Here is a 13,473-nt window from a genome sequence, read left to right as displayed (position 1 = left end):
GGCTGTGGGCTTTCCTCTGCAATCCCTAACGCGGGTGTGTTTGTTAACTTATTTTTTAATTTAAATATGTTTGAGTTTTTGGAGGAGGTTCGTTTAACGGTATTGTATATGAAAAGTGCGTCTTTTCAGAGACGGATTTTTCAGATTTAATTATTGTTTATTAAAAGTGAGTATTTTCATTCTGTTAATCATTTGACGCATTTTTTATATACGTTGTTGTATGCTGGCTTTTAAATTTCATTAATGTATTCGAATAAATTTTTCTGCACAAAATAGTATCCATTAATCCTTCCCGTATCATGAATAAAATCAAAAAAAACATCTTCATCAAACTCACCTATATCTTTGGCACCTAACAATGTATTATAATTAACTTTTAATACTGTTAGGATGCTATTATTTACGCCTTTTTCTGAATATCTTTTTCGAAGCTTCAATAGTTCTATAAAGTTTTCAATTGAATCATTTGAGTTTTTGATAATAGTAATTTCGCCTTTATCAAATTCAAATTTCAAATGATCGCCAATTTGCGTAGTATATTGATTTACTATTGGGTTTTTTATGTCTTCACCTTTACCTGAACCAGACACATTACAAGAAGTACAAGTTGGTATAAGATTTGAATAATTACAAGATAAAAAAGGGAATTTACTCTTTGGTAAAAAATGTTCTATCCAAGCATTTCTTTCATTAGATATAGTATCTGAATCGCAATAAGGGCAAACATAAATTTTATTCTCATCCTTAAAGTTAGTTTTAAACATACCTCTTGTATAAACTTTTCCGACAAGGTCTGTCCATATCCAACTTACTCCGAAAAATTTATCATAAAAATAATCTTTAAATATTTTCACTAAACAATTCGGATGTACTTCGGGTAATATATTGTAGTTGTTTTTAATTACCTCATTATTTTGATTTATATATATATCAAATTGAGCCTCTAAAATATTTGTGTCAAGTTTTATTATATCTTTAATTAGGGGTTTTATTCTATCGCTTCCGCTCTTATTTATATTTAATAGTCGACTATCCAGATTGGCATCTTCGGTGAATTTTGATTCTAAAAAATTCTCAATTTCTAAATCAGCATCTTTTGTTCCGCTTTTTGATAACTCAATAAACAGCATGAACATGCTATTAATTATATCTGCATATCTGCTTAAAATTGGTTTATTTATTTCGTTAGTAACTTTCCACATATTCAACTAACTCTTTTCTCTAATTTTTTTATAAATAAGGTATTTATAAATTGAATTTCCAATTTTCTCATAATCGATTTTCAATTCATCAACACTCTTTTCAGATAAAGTAGATAGAAAGTCTTCTTCAATTTTATTAGACCTAAAATCTTCTCCGTAAAGTATTCTAAAAAGTTCTTCATAAGAAGCTAAAAATGTGTTTTCAGATATCTTATTTTCTGATCCATTATCTAAGTATATAATATTAGATTGTTGGACAGAATTAATTATTGAGTAATTATGAGTTGCAATCAATAAATGTGAATTATAACCAGAAAGAAGAACTTCAAATAATGTTGTTAATTGTCTATTCCAAACTGGATCTAGATGAAGTTCCGGTTCTTCAATAATTATTATAGAATCCTGTTCTACAGCATTTAAAATTGACAATGATCTTAATAGTAACATTTTTTCTCCAGAACTCATATTACCTAAGGATATCAGCCTTCCATTTCTTTCGAATTCAATATCGTTTAAATAATCATACTTTTTTATAAACGAAGATTCTGATAGTCTAAGCCACTTTTTTTTAACGGTTTCCCAATCTGAATCTCTAAATAAAACTCTATTTGTAAACTTAAGATCAAATAAATCTAATAATTCTTTAAGCTCATTGGATTTCTTGAAGTATAGATTTACGAATCGAAAAATTCCAAGAGAAATAGAACCTAAATCATAATGATTATTGCCATAAATATCTGTTATTGACTGTACATCAACTATTTCATCTCCTATGTAGTTAGATGGTCTTGAAATTGGATATTCACCATGAATTGAAAAGGTAGATGTTACAACTTTAAAAGGAAGATATTCACGAATGTTTTCATAAGTGATGTATGGTTTGTCCATGTTGATTAATGAAAAATGCTCTTCGCGAGCATTTTTTTTTGGTAGCAATTGAATTTGGTCATATATGCCTTCTACTGAGAATGTAATTAAGTTGTTAAAATGTTTGATGCATACTTCTACTTCTTTTAATGTCCAATTTGTACTGTATACAATTTCAAAGTCGGCAGGTATTTTAGAACCATACCTTTCTATATTATGAAAGAAAGAAGAGATTAAACTCATTAAAGTAGTTTTGCCACTACCATTTCTACCAACTAAAACGGAAACATATAAGTTCTCAAAGTGAGAGCCAGAATCGACTTTAGATGAAAAAGAAAAACTATCGTCTTTTTTAAATTGCTTATAATCATTAAAAAATGTTAGTTGTTTAATTTTCATATTTTTTTTCAGCTTGCATACAACTTAGGCGGATATGAAAACGTTCACAATGTTTTATATCCGACGTTAAACGAAGTTAGCTAATTTTTCTGACAAAGTCAAGCAATAACATTAAGCGAAACCAAAATTCAAAAAACTATTATAAACAAACGCATTTAATTTATAATTTTCTTTTTGGTTTTTACTTTTTTTAATGAGGAAATTACTTCGTTTTTTTATATTTAGTTTCTCTCTAAGAATTAAAACAAAAAATTTTTGAAAAAAAAGCGATTCGAAAGAACCGCTTTAAATGTTTTCACAACGGTTAACAACAAATGCCTATACAAACGAAACTTGTGAATTTTCACGTAAAAATACAATTTGAAATAAATTCACAACGGCTATACATGTATTAAGTTTGTAATAAAAAGTTATTTTGTCTTTTTACACTCAAATATTCCTGATGGTGTTTTATATTTTAAACTAGAAACCTTATTATTCTCCAATATAAATTCTACTTGAAGATCATCAAATTTCTCTACCTTGAATATATGCTTTTTATAAGGGATTAATATGTCATTGGTGGTACCTAAAGCTGTTAGATTACCGTCTATCAATTTTAATTCAAACTCTGAGCCCGCAAAATCATATTTTCCAACATATTGATTCAACACTTCAGGGCTTGACAAAGACTCATCTGCTTTTTTAAGGAATGAGACTTGACCTTCATCTATGGAAACCACAGCTTCGTTTATTTCACCCTGAGGACTTATACTAAAATTGATGCTCCATTTTCCAAAATCTTCATCATCTGGTGTATCAAATCGATTATAGTGATAATGCGTCAAAGGTAAAATTGTCTTACGGAAATTAAAAAATAAAGAATCATTTTCATGGCTTATAATAAATTCGCCATAGGCTTCATTTATAAAAGATCCAGTATAATCATCGAGTTTATGGGTAGGAGATGTACCTTCTATACGATCAAATCCGTGTTGAGATCTAGCCTCTTGAGTTAATTCTTTACTTTTTAAATGGTCAGCTAATTTCCTTCCATTCCAATCTGTTTGCTCTAAACCCAATAATCTATCAACAAGGTTATAGCCAATAATAGTATTTCCTAAACTGGCTCCTTGATTACCAATGGAAAAAGTAATAATTCCAATATCATCATAAGGTAAAATAATAACTTGTGAGTGAAATCCTGGCATAGCTCCTCCGTGTTTTGTTAAGACATTGCCTTTATAAATCTCAATGTCTCTCGCCATTCCATAAGTTGAATTTAATCGTTCTTTGTAACCTTTATCTTCTAGTTCTGAATTCCTAAAAGCAATGCCTGGCTTCAAGGTTTCCTTTATTATTGAATTTGGTATCACCTCTTTATTTTTATATTTACCTTCATTCATAAGTGCAATAACCCAATGCGAAAGATCTTCTAGATCTGTTATTATAGATCCTGCAGGACCTAAAGCAGCACCATCTTCTTTAAGAGTTATTTTGTATAAAAGCGTTGTGTCTCTTTTCTCATTATAAGGTACTCCATAATCATTTGATTTTTGCATTTCGGCAATTGAAAAAACAGTATTATTCATCTCTAGAGGCGTTAAGATATTTTCTGTTACATATTCTTCCCAAGTTTTGCCTGTTCTAAGTTCCATTGAATATCCTACGGCTGAATACATAAGGTTATTATAAATAAAATCTTGACGTAATGGTATCGACGGCTCAAGGTATTTAATTCGTTCAAAAAGTTCTTTTCGTGAAAAATCAGATTGAAACCAAATCATGTCATGTCTAGAAATCCCGGTCTTATGTCCCAACATATCTCTAAGTGTAACATTAGTGTTCAAGAAATCATTGTAAAATTCTATTTCGGGAACAGACTCTTTAATTGGTTGATCCCATTTAAAAATCCCATCTTCTACCAACATACCGGCAGCAACTGTTGTAAAAAGTTTTGTGTTTGAGGCTATTTGAAATAGGGTATTTTTAGTAACCGGAAGTTTTTTGCCATAATCTCTATATCCAAATCCTTTTACGTATACTAATTCTCCTTTATTAATAATAGCAACTCCTGCTCCTGGCTCATTCCAGTCTGTTAAAACCTTTGACATATAATTATCAAAACCAGAAAGCGAATTTTTAATATTTATTTCCTGTGCAATTACATTTACTGAGAATAGTAATAGAATGTAAATCTTGAAGTTTTTCATAATTTTTTGGTTTAGTGATTTTTAAGAACTAAGGTGGTAATAAAAACGATATCAATGTTTTATATACGACGCTAAACGAAGTTAGCTAATTTTTCTGACATAGTCAAGCAAAAACATTAAGCGAAACCAAAATTCAAAAAACTATTACAACTATAATAACAAACGCATTTAATTTATAATTTTTTTTGGCTGTCTAAGGATGGCCAACAATAGTAGGGATGCTCTGTATGCTGGTTATACATTTTAGCTTTATTTTTTATAAGAAGTACTAAAGCCCGCGTTAAGGATTGAACGGCATGTTTGAGCTCGCCGACGCAGGAGGAAGCGAGTAGTGAAAGCCTGCCCCTTGTGGTAACGCCATAAAAAAAGCCCAACCTTTTGGTTGAGCTTTTAAATTTTATATTGAAAGTAATTAGTTAGTACCTCCAGCTTCTAAATTTTTCATTTCTTTTTCAATCATGTCGTAAAACTGATCGATTTTTGGAAGTATAACCACACGTGTACGTCTGTTTTTAGCTCTGTTTGCAGCAGTATCATTATCTGCTAATGGCACGTAAGAACTACGACCAGCAGCGATTAATTGTCCTGGATTAACATCTAACTCTTGTAATACTCTAATAATAGATGTAGAACGTTTTACACTTAAGTCCCAGTTATCAATTAACACGCCTTTGCTGTAAGATTGGCTGTCTGTGTGACCTTCTATCATAGCTTCGAAATCTGGCTTGCTGTTTATTACTTTAGCTACTTTTGCTAAAACACCTTTTGCTGCCGAAGTTACATTGTAACTTCCTGATTGGAATAATAATTTATCTGCAATAGATATAAATACCACACCTTTTTCAACATTTACTTCAATATCTGGATCATTAATTCCAACTTCACGCTTTAAACTAGTAACTAAAGCTAGAGTAACACTATCTTTTCTAGATATAGCATCTTGTAAACGTGTAATTTTTAAATCTCTTTCTTTTAGAGTTTCTAAAGACTTTTCTAGGTTAGTTGCACCTTTAGATGTAAGTTCTGTTAAGTCTTGAGAACTTTTAATTAAAGCATTGTTATTCTTTTTTAAATCTTCAAGTTGATCTTTCATAGCCTCAACACGAGCAGTAGCAGAAGCTCTGTCTTCTAAACAAGCATTTAATTTTACTGTTGCAGAATTAAGTAAGTCTTGAGTTTCTTTTTGTTTTGCTTCAAGATCTGTGAACAATTTTTTTGACACACAAGAACTTAGTAAAAGCATTGCAGATACACTAAGTAATAAAATTTTCTTCATGATTATTATTAAGGATTAATATTCTATATATACATGTACAAAAATATATAAAAATCGGTCGTTTTTAACATTTTAACAAAACTTTTACTAACGAGTTATAAACTTTTGTATTCAGTTTTTTTATTTACGAAATAATCAAACACAATGGATGTTCTAGAATAGTATTTTATTTTATTTTTTATAAGCTTTCTTTGTGATAAAACCCGCTTTAATTGATAGTAGTAACTAAAATGACCTTTTAGTATGGCAAAAGTGTGTTTGGGTTTTAATTCTATTAAGAATTTAATGGCTGCAACACCATCTAAAATTAAACGAATTAATAGTTTTCCTGGTACAAAACCATTGGCATTTTTAGTTAATGTGATAAGGCTATTTCTAAAATTTAAGTAAGTTTTTTTAGGATTTGTGTTTTTTAGTGTGGCACCTCCAACATGATACACTTTAGATTTGCCAACATATTTAATAGAATACCCTAAGTTTTTTGCTCGCCAGCATAAATCTATTTCTTCCATGTGCGCAAAAAAATGTTCGTCAAAACCATTTAAGGTATTAAATATGTTGCTTTTAATAAATAAACAAGCTCCTGTGGCCCAAAAAATTTCGGTGGTATCATTATATTGCCCTAAATCTTTTTCTAAAGTATCAAAAATTCTTCCTCTGCAATAAGGGTAACCGTATTTATCAATAAACCCGCCTGCAGCGCCTGCATACTCAAAATATTCTTTTTTATTATAATCTAATATCTTGGGTTGAATGATTGCTGTGTTTTTATGTTCTTTAAAAGTTTCTATTACTGGGTTTAGCCAATTTTGTGTCACTTCTACATCACTATTTAATAAACAAAAAATATCGGCATCTACCATTTTTAGGGCATCGTTATAACCTTTAGCATAACCACCATTATTTTTGTTTTGTATGATTTTAATAGTTGGGTAATTGGTTTTTATAAACGTTATTGAATCATCAGTTGATGCGTTATCTGCAATATAAATATCGGCACCTTTTGAGTGTTGAATCACAGATGGCAAAAACTGTTTTAAGAGCTTTTTTCCGTTCCAATTTAATATAACAACTGCTAATTTCATTTATTATAATCGGGTATTTCTTTTAAAAAAATATAGCGTTCTTTATCAAAGTCCATTTGACAATAATAATGATTTAAACCATTGGTTACCATTAAGTAAGTAGCATTTAACTTTAAATTATAACGTGCTATTTGATCAAAACTATGTTGGTCTATTTTTATTTTAGGTGCTTTGCATTCCACAATTAAATAAATACTCCCATCGGTATTATACACCACAATATCGTAGCGTTTTTTTAATGAATTTATAATCAATTCTTTTTCTACATTAATTAAAGATTTAGGATACCCTTTTTCTTGAATAAGAAATTGAATGCAATGTTGGCGTACCCATTCTTCTGGTTGAAGTACGATAAATTTTTTGCGTATAGGATCAAAAATAGAAACTTTATTTTCGCTATTTTTGAATCGGAAGTTATATGTGTGGAAATTCAAATTTTGCACTACGCAAATTTATCATTATAATGTCACTTGAAGTGATTTTTATAGAAATTTTTATTACAATTTGGACGAAGTCAAACAATTAGTTACAGATATTAAAAACAAAAAGCTTAAGCCTATTTATTTTTTAATGGGAGAAGAGGCTTATTATATTGATAAAATTTCTGATTTTATTGAAAAACATGTTTTAGCAGAAGAAGAGCGTGGTTTTAATCAAATGGTTCTGTATGGACGAGATGTTACTATTGATGATATTGTAGGTAATGCAAAGCGTTACCCTATGATGGCCGAATACCAAGTAGTTATAGTTAAGGAAGCTCAAGATTTATCTCGATCTATAGAGAAATTAGCCAAATATGCCGAAAACCCACAACCAACAACGGTTCTTGTAGTTAATTATAAATATAAAAAAATTGATAAACGAAAGGCTTTATATAAAACACTTAAAAAAACAGGTGTGGTTTACGAAAGTAAAAAGCTTTATGAAAACCAAGTAGCCGATTGGATTCGTCGTGTTTTATCTCCCAAAAAATATACTATTTCGCCTAAAGCAGCGCAAATGCTCGTAGAATTTTTAGGAACAGATTTAAGTAAAATTAATAACGAATTAGAGAAGCTTCAAATTATTTTACCTAAGGGTACACAAATTTCTCCAGATCATATTGAAGAAAATATAGGTATTAGTAAAGATTATAATAATTTTGAATTACGTAAGGCTATTGGTGAACGTAATACTATAAAAGCGTACAAAATAGTTAATTATTTTGCTGATAATCCTAAAGACAATCCTATGGTTGTTACGGTGTCTTTATTATTTAGTTTTTTTTCTCAACTACTTCATTTTCATGGCTTAAATGACAAATCTCCTAGAAGTGTTGCTTCGGCATTAAGAGTTAACCCTTATTTTGTAAACGATTATATTACTGCAGCTAGAAATTTCCCGATGCGTAAAGTAAGTGCTGTTGTTTCTACCTTAAGGGAGTTTGATGTTAAAAGTAAAGGTGTTGGCTCTAACGCTGTGCCACAAGGGGATTTATTAAGAGAATTAATGGTTAAAATTTTATCTTAATTTTTATAAATATACAGATATTGTTAATACAGCCATTGTGAATACAAGTAAAATAAAAACTAATGGCATTATAAATTTAAGCCATTTATTATAGCCCACTTTAACAATAGCTAAAGATGCTAAAATTAAACCTGTGGGGTTTATAAATGCAAACAATCCCATTCCATATTGATAAGCGTTTACTATCATTTCTCTTCCAATCCCTACACCATCGGCTAAAGGAGACATTATTGGCATAGTTAAAACAGCCATACCAGAAGATGAAGGAATAAAAAACGATAAACCACCATAAATATATAACATCGCATTAATAAAGACACCTTTATTCATACCGTTGGTAGCATTACTAGCATAATATAAGAGGGTATCACTAATTTGCCCATCATTCATTAATATAGTTACACCTCTAGCTATCCCAATAATTATAGCGACACCTAATAATTCTCCAGCACCTTTAACAAAAACATCTACAAAAGTGTGTTCTTTAATTTTCCCAATAATTCCTATGGCAATGGCTCCTAATAAAAAGACTACGGTCATTTCTAAAAACCACCATTCTAATTGAGAAACGCCATAAATCATTATAATAAAGCATAAAATAAAAATAATAAGTATAAGGCGTAAACGAAAAGTAAGTTTTAAAGAATCATTTGTAGTGCTACCAAAATGTTGTTCTATGGCTTCTTTTTGGTTGTAAATTATTGATTTGGTAGGGTCTTTTTTTACACGCTGTGCATACCTAATTATGTATAAAATACAAATTAATGTTCCTAAACTTAGCATTATAAATCGTCCTGTAATTCCTGAAGTCCAGTTAATGCCAGCAGCATCCGATGCTATAATTGAGCTAAATGGATTGGTTGTAGAGCACATTGTACCAATTGACGAGCCAATATAAATAGATGCTAATGGCACCATGGCATCGTATTTAGCCGCTAAAAATATGGGAATGAGAATAGGGTAGAAGGCAATAGTTTCTTCAGCTAAGCCAAATGTAGTACCGCCTATGGCAACTAAAGTAGTAACAAGTATAATGAGAACATATTCATAACCTTTTAAAGTTTTTGCAAGCCATGAAATACCAGCATCAAAAGCATTGGTGTAATTTATAATGCCAATAAGACCACCAATAATTAATACTAAAAAAATAATATCGGCACCTTCAATAATCCCTTTAATAGGAGATTTAATAAAAGCAATAACGCCTTGCGGTTTAGCTTCTACTTGTTTGTATGTATTAGGAATACTAATAGGTTTCCAGATATCTCCGTTTGTAAATTTTTCTAATGGAATTTTAATTTCTAGTAAATCTAAATTTTCTTGTGTAGCATCAATTTTAGTAGATTCACTTAAACTTGTTTTTGTAAAGGTATTTTCAAGCTTATTGTATGATAAAGAGTCGTATTTTCCTGAAGGAACTATCCACGTTAAAAGAGCTAGTAGACCAGCTATAATAATTAATATAGTTTGAGCGGTTGGGAATTTTATAGTTTTCAATGAAATTTATTTTTATTAAGAATAAAGATAGTGCTATTTTAGTATTAATTTAATTTTTTAATGATAATGAACGTTGATATTCATCTAAGTTGGAAACCTTTTTTAGAAGCAGAATTTAGTAAATCTTATTTTTTGGATTTATTGCGTTTTGTAAAATCCGATTATAAGAAGCATACTTGTTTTCCTCCTGAAAATGAAATTTTTAATGCATTTAACAATTGTCATTTTAAAGATGTAAAAGTTGTTATTATTGGTCAGGACCCATACCATGATTATGGACAAGCTAATGGATTATGTTTTTCTGTAAACGATGGTATAGCACATCCTCCTTCACTAAAAAATATTTTTAAAGAAATTGAATCAAGTTTAGGTGTAAATTATCCAGAAAGCGGAAATTTAAAACGTTGGGCAAATCAAGGGGTCTTGTTATTAAATGCAACATTAACAGTTAGAGCACATAACGCAGGAAGCCATCAAAAAAAAGGTTGGGAAATTTTTACAGATTCTGTAATAAAATCAATTAGTGATAAAAAAGAAAATATTGTGTTTTTACTTTGGGGAGGCTATGCTAAGAAGAAAATAAAATTAATAGATACTAAAAAGCATTATGTTTTATCTTCGGGACATCCATCACCATTAAGTGCCAATAGAGGTTATTGGTTTGGTAATAATCATTTTATTGATACAAATAAATATTTGAAAGAAAATAATTTAAACACCATTAACTGGTAGAAATAATTTTTAATGTTTTTTATTTCTAACTTGAATATGCAATAGCATAAACAAAGCCAAAAATATTGAAGCAAAAAGAAACGCAATATATAGTATGTCTAGCATTAGTAGGTTTTTTAATTTAGACACAAAATGTTTTAAAAGTCACTTTTGTGTTTTTCAAAACAAAAAAAATTAACTTCCTGTTGGAGCTAGAGGTATTTGATTAAGTTCTGTGTTATTAAGTGTTTTTAAGATAATTGGCTTTTTGTTATTCTTATTCGCGTTAGTTGTTTTATTACAGCTAAATTTTAGCAATAATAGATTAACAGCAATAAGAATAAATAGCATTAAAATAATTGTAAGTAACATATATAAAGTGTCAAAAGGTTTATTATTTGACACTTAAATATAAATATAGTCACAAAACTTAAAATTAACTTCCTGTAGGAGCTAACCTCTGTTGTGTAGAAGTAATGTCTATTCTTGTTCTTAAAACAATTGGTTTTTTATCAATTTTATTTGTTTTAACAGTTTTGTTACAACTAAATTTCAAAAGAAATAAATTGATGATTACAAGTCCAAAAAGAGTTAGAGTAATTGTTAATAACATAGGCAACGGGGTTTAAATTTTCGACAAAATACATATTATTTCGACAAAATACAATTTTTTGTAAATAAAATGTTCATATCTAATTAATTAGGTTACAAAATTAATAAATAAAATACTACATGCAATACGTACTTGTACCTAATTTGAATTTTTATTATATGCTCAATTTACTATGTTAAAATTTATCGTCTATATAATTACTAAAGTGTTTTTTTATACAGTATGCAATAACATAACAAAAACACAAAAAATCTCTTATTCACCCATTTTTAATGCACTTTTGAAAAGTTTTTCTAAATGAAATCGTTCATTTTTAATGAAATAAATTTACTTTTGACTAAAATAAGAATAACATGAATCAACCTGAATGGGAAGTTGTTAAAGAATACCAAGATATTACTTATAAGAAATGTAATGGTGTCGCTAGAATAGCTTTTAATAGGCCAAATGTTAGAAATGCATTTCGCCCTAAAACAACTAGCGAGTTATATGATGCTTTTTACGATGCAAACGAAGATGTAAATATTGGTGTAGTTTTATTATCTGCAGAAGGGCCATCAACAAAAGATGGAGTGTATTCGTTTTGTAGTGGAGGCGATCAAAAAGCTAGAGGTCATCAAGGCTATGTAGGTGAAGATGGTTACCATCGTTTAAATATCTTAGAAGTTCAACGTTTAATTCGTTTTATGCCTAAAGCTGTTATTGCTGTTGTTCCTGGTTGGGCTGTAGGAGGTGGTCATAGTTTACATGTTGTTTGCGATTTAACGCTTGCTAGTAAAGAGCATGCTATTTTTAAGCAAACCGATGCAGATGTTACAAGTTTTGATGGCGGGTATGGTTCTGCATATTTGGCAAAAATGGTAGGTCAAAAAAAGGCTAGAGAAATCTTTTTTTTAGGAAGAAATTATTCTGCTCAAGAAGCCTTTGATATGGGAATGGTAAATGCTGTAATACCTCATAATGAGTTAGAAAGTACTGCTTATGATTGGGCTCAAGAAATATTAGCTAAATCACCAACATCCATTAAAATGCTTAAATTTGCTATGAATTTAACTGATGACGGTATGGTTGGTCAACAAGTTTTTGCTGGTGAAGCAACCCGACTAGCATATATGACAGATGAAGCAAAAGAAGGTAGAAATGCTTTTTTAGAAAAGCGTAAGCCTAATTTTGATAAAAAATGGATTCCATAATGACTAATTTTTCTATTTGGATATCTGCAATACGTTTAAGAACATTACCACTATCAATTGCAGGTATTATTTTAGCTGCCTGTTTTGCAACTTATAATGGTTTTTTTGAATGGAGCATTTTTACATTAGCAATACTTACAACGCTTAGTTTTCAAATTCTTTCTAATCTAGCAAATGATTATGGAGATGGCATAAAAGGTACAGACAATAAAGACAGAATTGGTCCAGAACGAGCTATTCAATCTGGAGCTATTTCTCCAGAAGAACTATTTAACGCAATAAAGTTAAATATAGTTATTTCAATTATGCTTGCTTTTGCTCTTATTTTCTTTTCCTTTGGAGCCAAACATTTTTTTTTAACTCTTTTGTTTTTTACTCTAGCAATAGCTTCAATAATTGCTGCTATTCGTTACACAATGGGAGATAATGCTTATGGTTATAAAGGTTTAGGAGATGTTTTTGTTTTTATTTTTTTTGGTTTAACTAGTGTGGTTGGTTGTTATGTTTTATTTGCAAAACAATTAGATCATGTTACATTTTTACCAGCTATTACAATTGGTTTATTGAGTACTGCTGTTTTAAATTTAAATAATATGAGAGACAGGTTAACTGATGAAAAAGCTAATAAAATTACATTGGCAGTTAAATTAGGAGAAAAAAATGTTAAATTATACCATAATACTTTAGTTCTGGGAGCCATTTTATTATCTAGTTTGTTTGGAGTTTTATATTTTAGTTCACCTTATAATCTAATTTTTATGATTACATATGTGCCTTTATTTTTGCATTTAAAAAAAGTAAATAATAATAAAACACCCGAATTATTAGATCCAGAACTAAAAAAATTGGCATTAACAACAGTATTGTTGGCAATATTAATGGGTATTGGATATTTATTACCAATTTAATAATTTTAAATAGTTTAATTT

Annotated in this window: 11 protein-coding genes; 4 read left to right on the top strand and 7 right to left on the bottom strand. The window is 29.5% G+C overall.

The genetic code is table 11. The annotated features are described in order from the left end of the window. Positions 1-230: 230 nt before the first annotated feature. The 6 genes from Q0842_RS08020 to Q0842_RS07995 all read right to left on the bottom strand — a co-directional run bounded on the left by Q0842_RS08020 (position 231) and on the right by Q0842_RS07995 (position 7,464). Entirely contained in the window at positions 231-1,202 is a 972-nt protein-coding gene (locus tag Q0842_RS08020) for a hypothetical protein (RefSeq protein WP_298496548.1), read from the bottom strand. Positions 1,203-1,208: 6 nt separating this feature from the next. Then, positions 1,209-2,468, bottom strand: a complete 1,260-nt coding sequence (locus Q0842_RS08015; protein ID WP_298496545.1) for an ATP-binding protein — start codon at positions 2,466-2,468, stop codon at positions 1,209-1,211. 410 nt (positions 2,469-2,878) lie between these two features. Then, a complete protein-coding gene (locus Q0842_RS08010; RefSeq protein ID WP_298496541.1) occupies positions 2,879-4,660 on the bottom strand; it encodes a serine hydrolase in 1,782 nt (593 codons plus the stop codon). A 412-nt stretch (positions 4,661-5,072) separates the two neighbouring features. Next, the gene (locus Q0842_RS08005; protein WP_298496537.1) at positions 5,073-5,936 is read right to left on the bottom strand and encodes an OmpA family protein; all 864 of its coding nucleotides are present in this window, start codon (positions 5,934-5,936) and stop codon (positions 5,073-5,075) included. Positions 5,937-6,031: 95 nt separating this feature from the next. Continuing rightward, a complete protein-coding gene (locus Q0842_RS08000; protein WP_298496534.1) occupies positions 6,032-7,021 on the bottom strand; it encodes a glycosyltransferase family 2 protein in 990 nt (329 codons plus the stop codon). Continuing rightward, positions 7,018-7,464 carry a type I restriction enzyme HsdR N-terminal domain-containing protein gene (locus Q0842_RS07995; protein WP_298496531.1) on the bottom strand — a complete coding sequence of 149 codons (447 nt, stop codon included), beginning with the start codon at positions 7,462-7,464 and terminating at the stop codon, positions 7,018-7,020. Before Q0842_RS07995 ends, Q0842_RS08000 begins: the two co-directional genes overlap by 4 nt. Before the next feature lie 61 nt (positions 7,465-7,525). On the opposite strand from Q0842_RS07995, the gene holA reads away from it, so the two are divergent. Further along, on the top strand, positions 7,526-8,530 hold the full coding sequence (gene holA, locus Q0842_RS07990; RefSeq protein ID WP_298496527.1) for a DNA polymerase III subunit delta: 1,005 nt from the start codon (positions 7,526-7,528) through the stop codon (positions 8,528-8,530). 3 nt (positions 8,531-8,533) lie between these two features. Here holA and Q0842_RS07985 read toward each other — a convergent pair whose 3' ends face one another. Then, positions 8,534-10,027: a YfcC family protein gene (locus Q0842_RS07985; RefSeq protein ID WP_298496524.1), complete on the bottom strand. Its 1,494-nt coding sequence runs from the start codon at positions 10,025-10,027 to the stop codon at positions 8,534-8,536. Positions 10,028-10,093: 66 nt separating this feature from the next. Between Q0842_RS07985 and ung the strand changes: the two genes are divergently transcribed. The 3 genes from ung to menA all read left to right on the top strand — a co-directional run bounded on the left by ung (position 10,094) and on the right by menA (position 13,452). After that, complete coding sequence (gene ung / locus Q0842_RS07980; RefSeq protein ID WP_298496521.1) at positions 10,094-10,759, top strand: uracil-DNA glycosylase; 666 nt, start codon at positions 10,094-10,096, stop codon at positions 10,757-10,759. 945 nt (positions 10,760-11,704) lie between these two features. Then, on the top strand, positions 11,705-12,544 hold the full coding sequence (locus tag Q0842_RS07975; protein ID WP_298496518.1) for a 1,4-dihydroxy-2-naphthoyl-CoA synthase: 840 nt from the start codon (positions 11,705-11,707) through the stop codon (positions 12,542-12,544). Further along, positions 12,532-13,452 carry a 1,4-dihydroxy-2-naphthoate octaprenyltransferase gene (menA, locus tag Q0842_RS07970; RefSeq protein WP_298496515.1) on the top strand — a complete coding sequence of 307 codons (921 nt, stop codon included), beginning with the start codon at positions 12,532-12,534 and terminating at the stop codon, positions 13,450-13,452. The genes Q0842_RS07975 and menA overlap by 13 nt, the downstream gene beginning before the upstream one ends. The last annotated feature ends 21 nt before the right edge of the window (positions 13,453-13,473 follow it).

Source organism: uncultured Algibacter sp. (genome assembly GCF_947495675.1).
Classification (GTDB): Bacteria; Bacteroidota; Bacteroidia; order Flavobacteriales; family Flavobacteriaceae; genus Algibacter_B.
This window is presented reverse-complemented; position numbering and strand designations above follow the sequence as displayed.

Excerpts from the sequence above, each read along its gene's own strand:
- Q0842_RS08010 (WP_298496541.1), bottom strand. The coding sequence starts at position 4,660 with ATGAAAAACTTCAAGATTTACATTCTATTACTATTCTCAGTAAATGTA.
- Q0842_RS08015 (WP_298496545.1), bottom strand. The coding sequence starts at position 2,468 with ATGAAAATTAAACAACTAACATTTTTTAATGATTATAAGCAATTTAAA.
- menA (WP_298496515.1), top strand. The coding sequence starts at position 12,532 with ATGGATTCCATAATGACTAATTTTTCTATTTGGATATCTGCAATACGT.
- Q0842_RS07975 (WP_298496518.1), top strand. The coding sequence starts at position 11,705 with ATGAATCAACCTGAATGGGAAGTTGTTAAAGAATACCAAGATATTACT.
- Q0842_RS08005 (WP_298496537.1), bottom strand. The coding sequence starts at position 5,936 with ATGAAGAAAATTTTATTACTTAGTGTATCTGCAATGCTTTTACTAAGT.
- Q0842_RS08020 (WP_298496548.1), bottom strand. The coding sequence starts at position 1,202 with ATGTGGAAAGTTACTAACGAAATAAATAAACCAATTTTAAGCAGATAT.
- Q0842_RS08000 (WP_298496534.1), bottom strand. The coding sequence starts at position 7,021 with ATGAAATTAGCAGTTGTTATATTAAATTGGAACGGAAAAAAGCTCTTA.
- ung (WP_298496521.1), top strand. The coding sequence starts at position 10,094 with ATGAACGTTGATATTCATCTAAGTTGGAAACCTTTTTTAGAAGCAGAA.